13 protein-coding genes are annotated in these 17,096 nt (G+C 64.2%); 5 read left to right on the top strand and 8 right to left on the bottom strand.

What is annotated here, in order from left to right:
* Positions 1-46 precede the first annotated feature (46 nt).
* The 5 genes from dop to ACH488_RS01905 all read right to left on the bottom strand — a co-directional run bounded on the left by dop (position 47) and on the right by ACH488_RS01905 (position 6,673).
* Positions 47-1,720 (bottom strand): depupylase/deamidase Dop, encoded by a 1,674-nt coding sequence (gene dop, locus ACH488_RS01925; protein WP_397321860.1) that lies wholly within the window; start codon positions 1,718-1,720, stop codon positions 47-49.
* Entirely contained in the window at positions 1,717-3,525 is a 1,809-nt protein-coding gene (gene arc, locus ACH488_RS01920; RefSeq protein WP_397321858.1) for a proteasome ATPase, read from the bottom strand. The genes dop and arc overlap by 4 nt, the downstream gene beginning before the upstream one ends.
* A 97-nt stretch (positions 3,526-3,622) precedes the next feature.
* Positions 3,623-4,678, bottom strand: coding sequence for a tRNA (adenine-N1)-methyltransferase (locus tag ACH488_RS01915; RefSeq protein ID WP_397321857.1), 1,056 nt, complete (start codon positions 4,676-4,678; stop codon positions 3,623-3,625).
* Positions 4,679-4,789: 111 nt separating this feature from the next.
* Entirely contained in the window at positions 4,790-5,953 is a 1,164-nt protein-coding gene (locus tag ACH488_RS01910; RefSeq protein ID WP_397321855.1) for a site-2 protease family protein, read from the bottom strand.
* Complete coding sequence (locus tag ACH488_RS01905) at positions 5,954-6,673, bottom strand: HAD family hydrolase (RefSeq protein ID WP_397321853.1); 720 nt, start codon at positions 6,671-6,673, stop codon at positions 5,954-5,956.
* 122 nt (positions 6,674-6,795) lie between these two features.
* Here ACH488_RS01905 and ACH488_RS01900 point away from each other — a divergent pair, with 122 nt between their 5' ends.
* Positions 6,796-7,701, top strand: a complete 906-nt coding sequence (locus tag ACH488_RS01900; protein WP_397321852.1) for a PAC2 family protein — start codon at positions 6,796-6,798, stop codon at positions 7,699-7,701.
* Between the two features lie 80 nt (positions 7,702-7,781).
* On the opposite strand, the gene mshC is transcribed toward ACH488_RS01900, so the two are convergent.
* Entirely contained in the window at positions 7,782-9,062 is a 1,281-nt protein-coding gene (gene mshC, locus ACH488_RS01895; RefSeq protein WP_397321851.1) for a cysteine--1-D-myo-inosityl 2-amino-2-deoxy-alpha-D-glucopyranoside ligase, read from the bottom strand.
* Positions 9,063-9,077: 15 nt separating this feature from the next.
* Positions 9,078-9,911, bottom strand: a complete 834-nt coding sequence (locus ACH488_RS01890; protein WP_397321850.1) for an undecaprenyl-diphosphate phosphatase — start codon at positions 9,909-9,911, stop codon at positions 9,078-9,080.
* A gap of 51 nt (positions 9,912-9,962) precedes the next feature.
* On the opposite strand from ACH488_RS01890, the gene ACH488_RS01885 reads away from it, so the two are divergent.
* Complete coding sequence (locus ACH488_RS01885; protein WP_397321849.1) at positions 9,963-10,889, top strand: aldo/keto reductase; 927 nt, start codon at positions 9,963-9,965, stop codon at positions 10,887-10,889.
* Here ACH488_RS01885 and rfbA read toward each other — a convergent pair.
* On the bottom strand, positions 10,886-11,752 hold the full coding sequence (rfbA, locus tag ACH488_RS01880) for a glucose-1-phosphate thymidylyltransferase RfbA (protein WP_397321847.1): 867 nt from the start codon (positions 11,750-11,752) through the stop codon (positions 10,886-10,888). The two genes, ACH488_RS01885 and rfbA, sit on opposite strands and share 4 nt — an antisense overlap.
* Positions 11,753-11,804: 52 nt before the next feature.
* Here rfbA and rfbB point away from each other — a divergent pair, with 52 nt between their 5' ends.
* From rfbB to ACH488_RS01865, 3 genes are all read left to right on the top strand, one after another.
* Positions 11,805-12,803 (top strand): dTDP-glucose 4,6-dehydratase, encoded by a 999-nt coding sequence (gene rfbB, locus ACH488_RS01875; protein ID WP_397321846.1) that lies wholly within the window; start codon positions 11,805-11,807, stop codon positions 12,801-12,803.
* Positions 12,804-12,808: 5 nt separating this feature from the next.
* Positions 12,809-14,218: a sugar nucleotide-binding protein gene (locus ACH488_RS01870; RefSeq protein WP_397321845.1), complete on the top strand. Its 1,410-nt coding sequence runs from the start codon at positions 12,809-12,811 to the stop codon at positions 14,216-14,218.
* A 195-nt stretch (positions 14,219-14,413) separates the two neighbouring features.
* Positions 14,414-17,095 carry a WecB/TagA/CpsF family glycosyltransferase gene (locus tag ACH488_RS01865; protein WP_397321844.1) on the top strand — a complete coding sequence of 894 codons (2,682 nt, stop codon included), beginning with the start codon at positions 14,414-14,416 and terminating at the stop codon, positions 17,093-17,095.
* The last annotated feature ends 1 nt before the right edge of the window (position 17,096 follow it).

Raw genomic sequence — 17,096 nt, 5'->3', positions numbered from 1 at the left:
TGCCCGGCTTTGCCGGGCCACCATTATTGCCGTGCCGGGCGGTGCCCTAGGCCTTGGGCGGCAGGGGGGTTTGCCCCAGCAATTCGGCCAGGAAAGAGCCTGCTTCGCTGTGCCTGTCGAACAGCCCACCCGTGAGGGCCTGGGTGCCGCGGAGGGGTTCCCTTGTGGGGACACGCTGCAGCTTGCCAAGGCCCGGGACATCGAAAATCACGGAGTCCCAACTCGCCCCCACCACGTCCTTGCCGAACGTCGAGACGCACCGTCCCCGGAAGTAGGCCCTGGTGTCCGACGGCGGTTCGCCCACCGCCCTGGTGATGGCGGCGTCGTCGACGATCCGCGCCATGCGGTCCCGCGAGAGAAGCCGGTAGTAGAGGCCCTTTTCCGGCCGGATGTCGGACCACTGAAGATCCACCAGGCCCAGCCGTGCGTCTCCCCATTCGAGCTTGTCCCGGTTCCGGTAGCCCTCCAGGATGGATTTCTTGGCAACCCACTCCACGGACGCAGCCGCGGAGGCAGGATCGGTACCCAGCGCGGTGAGGATTGACTCCCAGCGCTCAAGGACCTCGTGGGTATGGCCGTCGCCGGTCACGGAGTCGGCCACGCCCGTCTCCTGTGCCAGTTTCGCGGCGGCCTCGAAGTACATCCATTGAATGTCCAGCGCCGTGACGCGCCTTCCGTCAAGGAGCCTTACGGAGGTGGTGAGCGTTGTGTCATGGCTGATGGCCTGAAGCGCCTGGACAGGCTCGTGGACCTCGATCCTGGGCGCCTGTCCCGCTTCGATCAGGCTCAACACCATGGCCGTGGTCCCGAACTTCAGGTAGTTGGACACCTGGCTGAGGTTCGCGTCGCCGATGATGACGTGCAGGCGCCGGTATTTGTCCGCCGTGGCATGTGGCTCATCCCTGGTGTTGATGATGGGACGCCGGATGGTGGTTTCCAGGCCGACTTCCGCTTCGAAGAAGTCGGCACGTTGGCTGATCTGGTAACCGGAGGTGGAACTGTCCTGGCCTCGGCCCACCCTCCCGGCACCGCACACCACTTGGCGGGAAACGAAGAACGGCGTCAGTCCGCGAATGATGTCACCGAAGGGCACGGACCTCGGCATGAGGTAGTTCTCGTGCGAGCCGTAGGACACTGCCTTGTTGTCCGTGTTGTTCTTGTAAAGGTTGATCGGCGGAAGGCTGGTGTCCGCGGCAACCTTCCGAACCGTGGCCAAAGCAACCAGGTCGCCGGCAGCATCCCACGTCACCGCGTCACGGGGGTTGGTTACCTCCGGGCTCGAGTATTCGGGGTGCGCGTGGTCCACGTAGAGCCGGGCACCGTTTCCGAGCACCATGTTCATCAGGAGTGATCCGGATTCGTCAGCCCCATCGAGTTCCAACTCCTGCCGCCCGTACGCCAAGGCGACTGCCTCGGCGTCGAGCACTGGCGGCTGGTCCGTGAGTTGGCTTGGATCCGCCGCCGAACGTTCCAGCGTCCAGCCGCGGGCGTCATGCAACGGTTCTTCGTCCGTGTAGTCCCAGCGCGTTTCCGCGCCGCCGGCAGCTCGCTGCCGGGTGACGGTGGCATAGGCCTGGATGATGCGCGCGGACATCATGGTGGCGTTGGCGCCGGGGGCGGAAGGGGCGTGGATGCCGTATTCCGTTTCCGAGCCCATCACCCGCATGGCGCCGCCAACAGGCAGTTTCTCCTGGGTTTGTCCCTCGGGCCGAGCTGTCACAGGTACTGGCCCGTGTTGGCAGTGGTTTCGATGGACTTGCCAGGCTCCTGGCCTGCCTTGCCCTGCACGATGGTGCGGATGTAGGTGATCCTTTCACCCTTCTTGCCCGAGATCCGGGCCCAGTCATCCGGGTTGGTGGTGTTGGGCATGTCCTCGTGCTCGCGGAACTCGTCGACGACGGCCCGGAGCAGGTGGTCGATCCGCAGGCCCTTCTGGTGGTTGGTCAGGAGGTCCTTGATGGCGTACTTCTTCGCCCGGTCAACCACGTTCTGGACCACGGCACCGGAGTTGAAGTCCTTGAAGTAGAGCATTTCCGTATCGCCGTTGGCGTACGTCACTTCGAGGTACTCGTTGGACTTTTCGGTGGAGTACATGGCCTCCACGGTGCGCTGGATCATGGCATCCACGGTTGCCTGGACATCACCGCCGTACTCCGCGAGGTCCTGGGCATGGAACGGCAGGTCGGTGGTGATGTACTTGCCGAAAATGTCTGCTGCAGCTTCGGCGTCCGGGCGCTGGATCTTGACCTTGACGTCCAGGCGGCCCGGCCGCAGGATGGCGGGGTCGATCATGTCCTCACGGTTGGATGCACCGATGACGATCACATTGTCCAGCCGCTCCACGCCGTCGATCTCGCTCAGGAGCTGGGGCACGATGGTGGTTTCGACGTCGGAGGACACCCCGGTGCCGCGGGTGCGGAACAGCGAGTCCATCTCATCGAAGAACACCACTACCGGGCTGCCATCCGAGGCTTTCTCGCGGGCCCGGGAGAAGATGAGGCGGATGTGCCGCTCCGTCTCGCCGACGTACTTGTCCAGCAGCTCGGGACCCTTGATGTTCAGGAAGTAGCTCTTGAGGTCCGTGTTCCCGGCGCGCTCGGCTGCGCGTGCGGCCAGGGAATTGGCAACGGCCTTGGCAATGAGCGTTTTGCCGCAGCCCGGAGGACCGTAGAGCAGGATGCCCTTCGGAGCCTTCAGGCCGTGTTCGCGGTACAGGTCCGGGTGCAGGAACGGCAGCTCGACGGCGTCGCGGATCTGTTCGATCTGCGGCCCCAAGCCACCGATGTCCTGGTAGGTGATGTCCGGAACTTCCTCAAGGACCAGGTTTTCCACCTCGGCGCGCGGCACCTTCTCCAAGGCATAACCCGTCCGCGAATCAAGCGAGAGCGCGTCGCCCACCTTGAGGTGCACGTTCTGTAGGGCGCCGGAGAGGCGGACAACACGCTCTTCGTCCGCGCGGCCCACCACCAAGGCACGGTCCCGGCCAAGGAGTTCCTTCAGCGTCACCAGTTCCCCGGCGCGCTCATATCCCAGGCCCGCGACCACCAGGAGAGCCTCATTCAAGAGGACTTCCTGGCCCACAGCGAGCTGGTTGACGTTAACCAAGGGGCTGATGCCCACGCGCATCTTCCGGCCGGCATTGAAGATATCCACGGATTCCTCCGTGGCGGCCTGGCCCGAATTGCCTGCCGTTGGCTGCCGCCGCGGATTGATCTGGACCACGGTGCCAAAGCTGTAAGGGGGCTGCCCCTCCTGCTCCAACGCGCCCTTCAGCCGAAGAATCTCAGCCTTGGCCGTTTCCAGCATGGTGACGAGCTTGGTGTTGTTCTGCGTGGCAGCAGCCAACTGGCGGTCGATATGGCGGAGTTTGTCCCGAAGGATGTTGATCTGCCGTTCGGCCACCGTAAGTTCACTCGAAGGGTCAGGCGGTTGGATGGCGGCAAGCCTTCGGCGGGCAGCCTCTTCCGCTGCTGCGTTTGCTTCTTCCGGCGTCGGCCGTCCAATGTCGTTGTTCGACGTATCCACGATTCATCAGCCCCTTCCTGCGCTTAACAAGACCTTAGTCCCGAAAAGCTCAGGGTGCTGGGAGACATCCGGAATGCGGACCCTATTGTGACCTTTGTCAGTTTGTGACCGGCGGATCGTCCTGGACGTTGGTGCCGGCGATTGCGTCACGGGCCGCACGGCGAAGCTTCTTGTCCGAGACGGAGCGCTCCCCCACGGCACCGGGGGTCCAGGCGTTCAAATCCTCTTCGCTGAACTCGGTCTTGGACGGACGGCGCTTCACGGAAATGCCTTGGACGCCATCGGCCAGGCGCCGGGTCACCAGGAGGAAACCGGTGTGGGCCACCATGCGGTGGTCCGGGCGGACAGCCAGTCCCTCAAGGTGCCAGCCGCGGACCATGGATTCCCAGGCATCCGGCTCAGTGAAGCGGCCGTCGGCCCTGATGGCCTCGGCGGTCCGGGACAACTGGGTCACGGTGGCCACGTAGTTGATCCAGACGCCGCCCGGTGCCAGGACGGTAGCCACGGCATCGAGGCATTCCCACGGTGCCAGCATGTCCAGGACCACGCGGTCCACCGAACCCGGGGCCTCGGCCTTGACCACTTCTTCCTGGAAGTCACCCAGAGAAATCTGCCACGCAGGGTGCGGCCCACCGAAGATGGTCTCCACGTTTCCGCGGGCAATGTCCGCGAATTCCTCGCGACGTTCGAACGAGTGGAGGTACCCGCCGTCGCCAACGGCCCTCAGCAGGGAGATCGAAAGGGCGCCGGAGCCAACGCCGGCCTCCACCACGCGGGCGCCAGGGAAGATGTCCGCCATGGTGACGATCTGGCCGGCGTCCTTGGGATACACCACGGCAGCACCGCGCGGCATGGACAAAACGAAGTCCGAAAGCAGCGGGCGCAGCGTTTGGTATTGCTGTCCGATGTTGTTGCTGACCACCGAACCGTCCACCTTACCGATGATTTCATCGTGGTTCAGGAACCCACGGTGCGTGTGGAAGGCGCCGCCCACCTCAAGCGTGATGGTGTTCATACGGCCGCGCTCGTCAGTGAGTTGGACGCGCTCACCGACGCGGAAGGGTCCGCGGCGCCGTGCAGCGCCGGTTGCTTGGGCCGTCGGACTTACGCCTGTGGCAGTGGTGGCCGTTTCCGCGGCGGTTTCGCTGCTCATCTGATGTTCCTCGCTCCTGTGCGGCCGTGCCGCCGTGTATCGCTGCCCTGAGGGCGCCAAAAATTCGTCTGGATCTTTTCGGGCCGGCATGTAACTCTACCGGCCAAGGCGTCAGGCCCGCCCGCTTCCGCGGGCTTCCTTACCTGTTATGGCCGTCACCACAGCCTGCTGCCGGAGCAAACCGGTGACCATACCGTTGTGGTCCACCACGGCATATTCGTTGCCGTCCAGCCTGGCAAGGTACTGGATCAGCTCCTGGCCCTTGGACCATTCCGGCACGTAGGCGCCGGCGGCGAGGGCGTGCGCCACGGCCGTGACCGGCGTCGTTTCCAACGCATAGGGCGGCACGGCGGCGGTCGCACCGGTGTCCACAACGCCCTGCGGCTTACCGTCCGGACCACAGATCACGACGGCGGGACGTCCCTCCGGTGACATGGCCACCACGTCCGCGACGCTGGCGGAGTTGGGGATGCCGACGGCGGGATCGGCCAGTCCGCCGGCGCTCACCAGGTAGAGGCGACTGCGGAGGCGACCATGCTGGATGGAACTGGATGCGCCCATCCAGAGGAAGCCGCAGACCAGCAAGGTGATCAACATGAGGTTGATGTCCAAACGCTCCCCGCTGAGGAAGGGCCGGGCAATGAACCAGAGAAACAGGGCTACCGCTATGACACGTCCCGACCACCCTGCGGCGATAGTGCCCTTGTCCTGGCTTCCGGTTGCCTTCCACACGGCAGACTCGACGAGGCGTCCCCCGTCCAGAGGGGTTCCCGGCAAGACGTTGAAGATGCCGATCAGGAAATTGGCCCACATGAGAATGTTCGCCAGCATCTCAACGACGCCGTGGAAGGCGTGGCCGAACACGAACGGTGCCAAAGCCCCGGCGAGGATGAAGTTGGACGCGGGGCCGGCCATGGCCACCACGACCGCACGGCCGGGGGATGCCGTGAAGTTCTGGAATTGCGTGTGCCCGCCCCAAAGATTGAGGACAATCTTTTCCGTTGGCCATTTAAAGGCCTTGGCACTCAAAGCGTGCGCAAGCTCGTGAACCAAAACGGATGCGGCCAGCAACAGTGCGTAACCAAAGGCCACGAAGTACGCGCCAATACCCAATCCAGGAAATTGAACCAACACAGCCGGACCGTAAACGATCACCGTAAACCCGGCGATCACGAACCACGAGTAGGCCAGGTACACGGGGATTCCGGCGATTCTGCCCAGGGGTATGCCGTCCCGCTTGCTGGCGGCATGGTGCGGTGCGGAGGGACTGCTCACTTAGTTGGCCCCTTCAAGCAGGTTTGCTCCTGCGAAGCGGTCAAGGACAAGGTTCCCCACATCAGTGGCGGACCTGCCCACCAGGGTGTCCCAGAGGACCATGCGGGCATCGTCGGGCAGCGGAACCTGGTGTGGAACGCCGATGGTGATGACACCGGATGCCATGGCAGCGGTGGCACCCGGAACCGAATCCTCCAGGGCGACGCAATGGTTGATGGTCAGCGTTGGATCGTCGAGCCGCAGGCGGTCGACTGCCGTCAGGTAGGCCTCGGGATGGGGCTTGCCGTTGGTCACGGTGTCCCCGGTGACGAGGAATTCGAAATAGGGCTTGGGCAGGCTTTCCACCACCACGCTGGCCAAAGGGCCTTCGGACATGGTGACCAGCGCGCAGCGGATGCCGGCCTGGTGGAGATCCTCCAGGAGCTCGCGGGCCCCGGGCCGCCACGGAACTTGGTTGCGGACCTGCTGGATCACTTGGGAGCTGAGGGTGTCGATGATTTCACGGGCCTCGAGCCGGACGCCTGCCGCTTGCAGTATCGCCGCAGAATGGAGCAGGGATTGGCCTACCAATTGCATGGCCTGCTGGTGGGACCACGTGCCGCCGTGGGCCTCCACGAGGGCCCGCTCAGCGGCGATCCAGTAGGGTTCGGTGTCCACGAGGGTGCCATCCATATCCCAGAGCACGGCTTTGAGGAAGGGCTGGCTGGGTGAGGAATGCATGGCTTCAAGTCTACGTGGAACATGGGGCGCACCTTGCCGTGCTTGTGCTGTGGGCGAAGACCGGGGACGCGCCCCGTTGAAATGCCATGCATCTACGAGGGTCTTGGACGTAGGGTGAGTGGATGAACAGTGTGGACGGGACCCCAGAAGGACAGGACACCGCAGCGGAGCCCGAGCGTTTCCTCAAGGAACCCGCGGAAGGCCAACGTGTCACCGTAATGATCGCCGCGTTTGAAGGCTGGAACGACGCCGGAGAGGCCGCCAGCGATGCCTTGCACTACTTGAATAAATTGTGGGATGGCAAGAAGGTGGGCACGGTTGATGCCGAGGAGTACTACGACTTCCAATTCACCCGCCCCACGGTAAGGCGTTCGTCGTCGGGAGTCCGCAAAGTCAAATGGCCGTCCACCCGGATCTACAAGGCATCCATACCGGACAGCAACGTTGACGTGGTCTTCGTTCTCGGCACCGAGCCGTCCTACCGTTGGCGCGCCTACACCACCGAGTTGTTGGTCCACGCAGAGGCCTTGAAGGTTGACTCCGTCATCTTGGTGGGCGCCCTGCTGGCGGACGTGCCACACAGCCGGCCCATCCCCGTGAGCACCACCACCGAGGACAACCCGCTCCGGGAGCGCCTGAACCTGGAAGCCTCCCAATACGAAGGACCCGTGGGCATTGTGGGCGTGCTGGCCGAGTTTGCCATGCTTGCGGGACTACCCACCGTTTCGCTGTGGGCAGCAGTCCCCCATTACGTGGCCCAGCCGCCTTCGCCCAAGGCGCAGTTGGCAATCCTCCACAAGATCGAGGACTTGCTGCAGGTGCCCCTGGACAGCCGGGCGCTGGCCGAAGAATCGGAAGCGTGGGAACGCGGCGTGGACGAACTCGCCACGGAAGATCCGGAGATCGCGGCCTACGTCCGCCAACTTGAGGAAGCCAAGGACACTGCGGACCTCCCCGAGGCCTCCGGAGAGTCCATTGCCCGGGAATTCGAACGCTATCTCAAACGGCGGGGTAAGGAACGTCCCTAGGCGGTCCGCTGCTGCTGGGTTTGGCAACGAAGCGGCCCTGACGGATATCCGTCAGGGCCGCTTCCTTTGGTGCTCTTCGGTCAGAGTTCGACGCCGAGCAAGGCGTTCAGGGCGTCCGTCACCAGGGCGCTGTCCACGGGCGAGGCCGTGGAGGCGCCTGCGGTGAGAGCCGATTGTGCCCAATGATCGACGGCGGCGATGGCACCTGGAGCGTTCAGGTCGTTGGCCAGCTCCGTGCGCATGGCTGCAAGAAGCGGCGTGGCCGATTCCGCAGGTGCCTTGAGGGCTGCCTCGCGCCACGTGGCCAGCCGCTGCTTGGCCTCAGCAAAACCCTCCGCAGTCCAGGACCAATCGGAACGGTAGTGGTGGGCAAGGATGGCCAGGCGGATGGCCGCAGGTTCTTCCCCGGCGGCGCGAAGTTTGGAAACGAGGACGAGGTTGCCCTTGGACTTGCTCATTTTTTCGCCGTCGAGGCCCACCATGCCGGCGTGGGCGTAATGCCGTGCGAGGGGAACATGGGCCAAAGAGTAGGCGTGGCCGGCTCCCATTTCGTGGTGCGGGAAGATGAGGTCGGAGCCACCACCCTGGACAGTGAACGGTGCCGGGAGGTACTTCTGGGCGATCACCGTACACTCGATGTGCCAGCCGGGCCGGCCGTCACCGAGGCTGGCACCCGGCCAGCTCGGCTCGCCCTCGCGGGCTACGCGCCACAGCAAGGGGTCGAGGGCCTGGCGCTTTCCCGGCCGGGCCGGGTCGCCGCCACGCTCGGCGAAGAGCTCCAGCATTTCCGCTTCGCCCAGACCGGAGACGTCGCCCAGGGTCCAGGCATCGGTGGCGTCCGAGCGCTTGCCGGCCGTTTCGACGTCGTAATAGACGTCGCCGTCAGGTTCGCCGTCCGCACCCTGGACCCGGTACGCGACGCCGTCGGCGATCAACCGCTCCACCGCGGGCACAATATCCGGGATGGCCTCCACGGCACCGACGTAGTGGTCCGGAGCAAGGACGTTGAGGGCATCCATGTCAGTGTGGAACAGCTCGATCTGGCTCGCTGCAAGCTCCCGCCAGTCCACGCCGGTGGCATTGGCCCGCTCCAGGAGGGGATCGTCAATGTCCGTCACGTTCTGGACGTAGGACACTGTGGTTCCGGCGTCACGCCACGCACGGTTGAGGAGGTCGAAAGCCACATAGCTGGCGGCGTGGCCCATGTGCGTAGCGTCATACGGGGTGATGCCGCACACGTACATGGATTGATCCGCTGTGTGGCCAACTTCCACCACCTGCCCCAGGGCAGTATCGAAAAGGCGCAGGGACGCCAGGCTGCCGGGCAGCTCAGGAACAGGGCGGGAGATCCACGATTTCACGAGTCAACCTTAGTGCTAGGCGCTGATCACACCGAAACCGAGCAGGACATACAACGCCAAGCCCAGCAGGATCCGGTACCAAACGAAGAGCCGGTAGCTCCTGGTCGAAACGAACTTCAGGAACCAGCCAATGATGACGTAACCCACCACGAAGGCGATCACCGTGGCCAGGGCAGTTTCGGGGAGGCCGTAGGGTCCAGCGAGCCCTTCCTTGGAGACTGTCTTGTACAGCTGGTAAAAGCCACTGCCGAACACCGCGGGGATCGCCAGGAGGAACGAGTAGCGGGCGGCAGCCTCACGCGTGTAGCCCATCAGGAGGCCTGCAGTGATGGTGCCGCCGGAGCGGGAGACACCCGGGATCAACGCCATGGCCTGGGCGAAACCGTACAGGATGCCGTGCTTGTAGCTCAGCTGGGAAAGGTCCCTCTCCTGCTTGCCGATGGCATCTGCCACCGCCAGGATCATGCCGAAGACGATCAGCATGGTGGCAACGATCCACATGCTGCGGAAAACGGACTCGATCTGGTCCTGGAACAAAAGGCCCAAAATGACGATGGGCAGGCTGCCAAGGATCACCAGCCAGCCCATCCGGGCGTCAGGGTTGTTCCTGGCCACTTTGCCTGTCAGGGAACCGAACCAGGCGCCAATGATCCTGACGATGTCCCGCCAGAAATAGACAATGACGGCGGTTTCCGTGCCGAGCTGCGTAATGGCCGTGAACGCGGCACCGGGATCGGAGGCATTCGGGAGGAACGAGCCCACAATCCGCAGGTGCGCGCTCGAGGAGATCGGGAGGAATTCGGTGAGGCCCTGCACCAGGCCCAGCAAGGCAGCTTCTATCCAGTTCACGTGAATAGACCCTACGTCATGAAGTATGGGAACTCCCCGTAAGCTATCAGCATGCAGCAGCGTTATGTCGGTAACAGTGGGTTCCGGGTGTCCTCTTTGTCGCTTGGAACCATGTCCTGGGCACAAGAGACGGACGAACAGGAAGCCGCCGCGCTCCTGCATGCCTTCGTGGACGGCGGAGGGACCGTGATCGACACCGCCGCGTCCTACGCGCAGGGTCAGGCCGAAGCCATGCTCGGCTCCATGCTGGGAGACGTGGTGGCCCGTTCCGAAGTGGTCCTTTCCACGAAAGCCGGTGTGTCCAGTTCCGAATCCCGTCGCAGCATCAACGCCTCCCGGGGGGCCATGCTGGCTGCCCTGGACGCCAGCCTGGCGCGGCTCGGCACCGATTATATTGACATCTGGTTCGCCCACGAGTGGGATCCAAACGTTCCCCTCGAAGAGACGCTGTCCGCGCTTGAACTGGCCCAGCGAACCGGCCGGGCGCGCTACGTGGGAATTTCGAACTACAACGGCTGGCAAACAGCCAAGGCCGCGGCGATTGCCGGCTTCACCCTCGTGGCCAACCAATCCGAGTACTCGCTCCTCCAGCGCCGGCCGGAAGATGAACTTGTCCCGGCCATCGAAGATGCCGGCCTGGGATTGATGGCATGGGCACCGCTGGGCCGCGGAGTGCTGAGCGGCAAGTACCGCGGACAGATTCCCACGGATTCGCGGGCAGCCCAGGGCCGCTTGACCGCGTACGTGGAACGGTACCTTGACCCTCAAGCCTCACGGGTAGTGGAGGCCGTGGCCATGGCGGCGCGGGGCCTGGGACGCTCGCCGCTGGATGTGTCACTGAGTTGGCTGCTGTCCCGGCCGGGCGTCTCCACCGCCATCGTGGGACCGCGCAACGCGGTCCAACTCAAGGAACTCCTCGACGCGCAACTGGGTGTCCTGCCGGCTGAAATTTCACGGGCCCTGGAAGACGTTTCCTAGCGCCTGTCCAGGATGTCCAGGAGATAGCTCCCGTAGCCGCTCTTGGCCAGTTTGGCCGCCTGTCGGCGGAGTTCGTCATCGCTCAGGTAGCCCATGCGCCATGCCACTTCCTCCGGCGCACCGATTTTCAGTCCCTGCCGGTTCTCCGTGGTTCGGACGTAGTTCGAAGCGTCATTCAGGTCGCCGAAGGTTCCGGTATCCAGCCATGCCGTGCCACGTGGGAACTTCTGGACGTGGAGTTTGCCAAGCTCCATGTATTTCCTGTTGATGTCCGTGATCTCCAGTTCGCCACGGGGCGAGGGCTCCAGGTCCTTGGCCATCGGCACAACGTCGTTGTCGTAGAAGTAGAGACCCGGTACGGCGTAATTGCTCTTTGGTTGCGCGGGTTTTTCCTCGATCGAGATGGCCAGGCCGTCATCGTCGAACTCCACCACGCCGTAGGCAGTCGGGTCCTTGACCCAGTAGCCGAAGATGGCGCCGCCATCGACGTCGTTATAGTGCCGGAGCTGGGCACCCATGCCGGGGCCGTTGAAGATGTTGTCCCCGAGGATGAGCGCCACCTTGCCGCCACCGATGTGTTCCTCGCCCAGGATGAAAGCCTGCGCCAGGCCGTCCGGCGTGGGCTGCTGGGCGTACGTGAGCGATATACCGAACTGCGAGCCATCGCCCAGCAGGTTCTCGAATTGCGGGGCGTCCCTGGGAGTGGTGATCACCAGGATGTCGCGGATTCCCGCCAGCATGAGGGTGCAGAGCGGGTAGTAGATCATGGGCTTGTCGAACACCGGAACCAATTGTTTGCTGATTCCGAGCGTGATGGGATGAAGCCTTGAACCTGTTCCACCTGCCAGAATAATTCCGCGCATTTTGCGCTCCTCTCCCCTGCCCGTGACCGGTGCTGGCGGTTACGCTATCGCCATGCAGAGAATCCTTGTCACCGGCGGGGCCGGATTCATCGGATGCAACTTTGTCCACTACATCATGGAACACGGCAGCGTTCATGTCACTGTCCTGGACAAATTGACCTATGCGGGCAATGAGTCATCCCTGGTCGGGCTGCCACCGGAGAGATTCGAATTCATCAAAGGCGATATTTGCGACTCCGTGCTAGTGGACCGGCTTACGGCCAGTGTTGATGCGGTGGTGCATTTCGCGGCGGAATCCCACAATGACAATTCCCTGCAGGATCCCAGGCCATTTATGGACACCAATCTTTTGGGGACCTACACCCTCATTGAGGCTGCCCGGAAGCACGGAACGCGATTCCACCACATCTCCACCGATGAGGTTTATGGAGACCTCGCGCTGGACGAACCCACCCGTTTCACCGAGGATTCGGTGTACCGGCCCACGAGCCCCTACTCCGCAACGAAAGCCGGTTCGGACTTGCTGGTACGGGCCTGGGTCCGTTCCTTCGGCTTGCGGGCCACCATCAGCAATTGCTCCAACAATTACGGGCCCTACCAGCACGTGGAGAAATTCATTCCCCGCCAGATCACGAATCTCCTGGACGGGCACCGGCCGCGGCTCTACGGAAAAGGCCTGAACGTCCGGGACTGGATCCACGTGGAAGACCATTCTTCGGCCGTGGCTGCCATTCTGGAACGCGGCCGCATTGGTGAGACCTACTTGATCGGCGCCGACGGGGAACAGTCCAACCGCACGGTGGTGGAAAAGCTGCTTCACCTGGTGGGCCAACCATCCGATGCCTACGACCTCGTCACGGACCGCCCAGGCCACGACCTGCGCTACGCCATAGACTCCACCAAGTTGCGACGCGAGCTCGGGTGGCGGCCACTGTTCGAGGACTTCGACGCCGGACTGGCGGCTACGGTGCAGTGGTACCAGGAGAACGAGGACTGGTGGCGGCCGCAAAAAGCCGAAACTGAAGTGAAGTACGCGGGGCAAGGTCACTAGCCCCGATGGCAACGCCCAAGAAGTTGACGTCCCGGTCCACCCCGATCGGCGGTCTACTGCTGTTTGACCTGCCGGTGCACGCGGACGAACGCGGCTGGTTCAAGGAGAACTGGAACCGCAGGACCATGGGTGCCCTTGGACTGCCCGACTTCGGGCCCGTGCAGAACAACATCTCCTTCAACGCCCGCCGCGGTACGACGCGGGGTTTCCATGCCGAGCCGTGGGACAAGTACATTTCGGTTGCTTCCGGCAGGATCTTCGGAGCGTGGGTGGACCTGAGGAGCGGTCCCGGATTCGGCACGGTGTTCTTCACCGAAATGTCTCCTGGCGAGGCCGTCTTCGTCCCCCGCGGAGTGGGCAACGCCTTCCAAACCCTCGACGACAACACGGCCTACACGTATTTGGTCAACGACCATTGGAGCGCCGAAGCCCAGGCCGAATACACGTTCCTGAACCTGGCCGATGCCACTGCCGCTGTGCCGTGGCCGATCCCCCTGGCCGAAGCCACCATGTCCGCCCAGGACCAACAACACCCCTCCATGGCCGGGGTTGCTCCCATGAAGCCGCTCCGGACCATGGTTCTGGGCGCCAACGGCCAACTGGGATCGGCCTTGCGGAAGGTCTTCGCGGACCTGGACACCGTGGACTTCTTTGACCGGGCGGGCTTTGATGTCACCGACAGCCGCTTCTTTGACCAGGCCGATTGGCGGAAGTACGCCACGGTCATCAACGCCGCCGCCTACACCGCCGTCGACGCCGCCGAAACCCCGGAGGGGCGCGCCGCGGCCTGGCAGGTTAACGCCGGCGCGGTGTCACACTTGGCGAGGACCGCCGTCGACCATTCACTGACCTTGGTGCACGTCTCCAGCGACTACGTCTTCGACGGCACGGCAGAGATCCACGGCGAGGAAGAGCAGCCCAGTCCTTTGGGCATCTACGGGCAGAGCAAGGCCGCGGGCGATGCGGCCGCGGCGGTGGCGCCCAAGCACTACATCCTCCGGAGCAGCTGGGTGGTAGGCGATGGAAAGAACTTTGTGCGAACCATGGCGGCACTGGCCGGGCGCGGTGCGGCGCCGTCCGTCGTGGACGATCAATGGGGGCGCCTGACGTTTGCCGAAGATATCGCCGCGGCCATCCGGCACTTGCTGGGCACCGGCGCGCCCTATGGAACGTACAACGTCAGCAACGACGGGCCGGTGCAGTCGTGGGCGGACATCGCGCGCGACGTCTACCGGCTCCGCGGCGTGGATCCCGGACTGGTGAGCCCGGTGAGCACCGAAGAGTACGCCAAACCCGGCATGTCGCCCCGTCCGCGACGAAGCGTGCTGGATCTTGGCAGGATCAAGGCGGCCGGCTTCGTGCCGCCGGAGGCACAAGTCCGGCTCAAGGAGTATGTACAGGGCCTGGAACCCTAGCCCTGCGGCACAAAACGTCCTACAGTGGCCGTACGGCAACCTCGATCAGACGGGGCCGGGAGACAACTCAAGCAAGTACGGGGCAGCACCAGTTGCCCGCGGCGATCCAAGGCAGTGCAGCGGCCAGGGATCGCCGGTCAATAGTCCATGCCTTGAGTTGGACCCGAGCGAGACCTTGCGTCTGGAGAGCCGATCATGCTGCAGCCAAAGACCTTCCCCATCGGGGGCCTTTTCCACGTCCTCGCCGACCGGCTGAGTTACCACCCGCCAGCAGCGCCGCGGGCCGCGCAGACCCAGGAGCTTAGTCTCGGCGGTACCACGGTCCGGCTCATGGAGTTCCCTGAGGCCGTCAGCTTCATCATGGACCGCGCCTCGCATCTGGGAACACCGCCCTTGGGTGTGTGCTCAGCGAATCTGGACCACATCCGGCACTTCGGCACAGGAAGCCGTTGGGCAGGAACCATGGACGGCTCCGCGGTTGAATGGCTCACCCTGATTGATGGTGCTCCCCTTGCCGCGGAAGCCCAGCGCCTCACCGGTACGCCTTGGCCACGGCTGGCGGGCAGCGACCTGGTTGGACCTCTCCTTGACGAAGCGGAAAGACTCGGATTGCGCGTGGGCTTCATCGGCGGGTCCGGGCAGGCCCAGCAGCTGATCCGCCAACGGTTCGCCGAGGACCGTCCGGGACTGGCCATAGCAGGCTGGTGGGCGCCGGACCGGTCCGAGATCAGCGATCCCGCTGCATCGAGGCGACTGGCAGGTGAAATAGCTGCCAGCGACGCAGACCTCCTGGTGGTGGGATTGGGCAAACCCCGCCAGGAACTCTGGATCACCGAGTACGGCCACCTGACAGGAGCCAAGGTCCTTCTGGCGTTCGGCGCCGTGGTGGACTTCCTCGCCGGCCACATCAAGCGGGCACCGGACTGGGTGGCCGGACACGGTTTCGAATGGGCGTGGCGCCTCATGCTGGAGCCCCGCAGGCTCGCCCATCGCTACCTCGTGGACGGCCCCGAGGCCTACCTTCACCTAAGGCGGGACAGCGGGCTTTCCACCGCCCACGGGGTTCCCCGCTCCGAGGAACTACCCGCACAGGCGCCCCGCCAGGCTCCGGGCATCTTCGCGTCGGCCGCAGACCAAGCCGACATCGCCGTCGTGGTGGTCACCTACAACAACGCCGATGACATTGGCCCGCTCATCGAGAGCCTCCGCACCGAAACGGCTGGCCAGACGCTCAAGGTAGTGGTGGCGGACAACTCACCCAATGGCGAGACCATGGCGGCCCTCGCAGGGCATCCCGATGTGATTGCCAAGAGCACAGGCGGCAACTTGGGGTATGCCGGTGGAATCAATGCGGGGCTCCGGGCAGCCGGTCCGGCGGATGCCTTCCTCATCCTCAACCCGGACCTGCGCGTCGAACCTGGCGCGGTGGCTGCGCTGCGGCGCCGCATGGCGGCATCCGGCGCCGGAGCGGTGGTGCCTGTTCTCCTCGATGACGACGGTACCGTCTATCCCTCGTTGCGGCGCGAACCCAGCATCCTGCGAGCGCTGGGCGACGCGGCCATGGGAAGCCGTTTGTCCGGACGGCCCGGGTGGTTGTCCGAGATGGACTTTGATGCGGAGAGTTACAAGTATGCCCACGCCGTGGAGTGGGCTACGGGTGCGGCCTTGCTGATCGATGCGAGGGTGGCCGCGGCTGTGGGCGACTGGGACGAACAGTTCTTCCTTTACTCGGAAGAAACCGACTTTTGCCGGCGGGTCCGGGAATTGGGCTTCCCGATTTGGTTTGAGCCGTCAGCCAGGATGTGGCATGAGCGGGGCGGCTCGGGATCGTCGGCGCAGTTGTCGGCCCTGATGTCTGTCAATCGGGTGCGGTATGCGGAGAAGCACCTGGGCCGTGGGCGTTCGGGGGCTTTCCGGCTGGCGGTACTGGGCTCGGAGATTGCGCGTCTGGGGAAACCCGGTCACCGGGAGGCCGCTGTGGCGTTGCTGAGCCGCAAGCGTTGGTCCTCCTTGCCCCATGCGGGAACCTACCCTGAGGCGGGACCGGCAGTTCATCCGGTGGGTTCGGTGATTATCCCGGCGCACAATGAGGCCGCCGTGATGGGGCGGACGCTGGATGCGTTGCGGGAGGTGCTGGCTTGGGGCACCGTGGAGGTAATTGTTGCCTGCAATGGGTGTTCGGATGGGACGGAGGCCATTGCGGCGGCCTATGACGGCGTGCGTGTCATCGAGGTGGAGGCGGCCTCGAAGGTGGCGGCTTTGAACGCCGCTGATGAGGCTGCGCAGTTGTGGCCGCGGTTGTACCTGGATGCCGATATCGAAGTGACGCCCGGCGCCCTGGCTGCCGTGTTCTCGGCGCTCACGGACGGTATGCTCCTTGCCGGGCGTCCTGCCTACCGCTATGACACCTCGGGTGCGTCCTTCCTTGTCCGCGCCTATTACAGGGCCAGGACCAGGATCCCCGGTAACGCGCAGGGCTTGTGGGGTGCGGGGGCTTATGCGCTCAGCGAGGCGGGACACGCCCGCTTGGGGACTTTTCCGCCGTTGAGCGGCGACGACTACTACGTTGACAGGTTGTTTACGGCGGATGAGAAGGCCGTCCTGGACACGGAACCGGTGGTGGTTCGGACACCCCGTTCCCCGTCTGCCCTGATGGCCGTCCTGCGGCGTACGTCCCGGGGTAACGCCCAGCAGGATGCAGTCTCGGGTGATTCTTCGGCTTCCCGGACGGTGCGGCAATTGGTGGATTCGGTTCGTGGTCCGCTGACCGCGTTCGATGCGTTGGTGTATGCCGCCTTCGCAGGTGCTGGCCGCCGTCGTGCAGTCCGCCCGGGTACCCCGGCGGTTGCCTGGGAGAGGGACAACAGCAGCCGGTAGG

Origin of the sequence: Paenarthrobacter sp. NPDC018779, assembly GCF_044391085.1 — a bacterium.
In the GTDB taxonomy this organism is placed as follows: Bacteria; Actinomycetota; Actinomycetes; order Actinomycetales; family Micrococcaceae; genus Arthrobacter.
The sequence above is the reverse complement of the archived record's forward strand: the minus strand, read 5'-3'. Positions and strand labels throughout refer to the sequence as shown.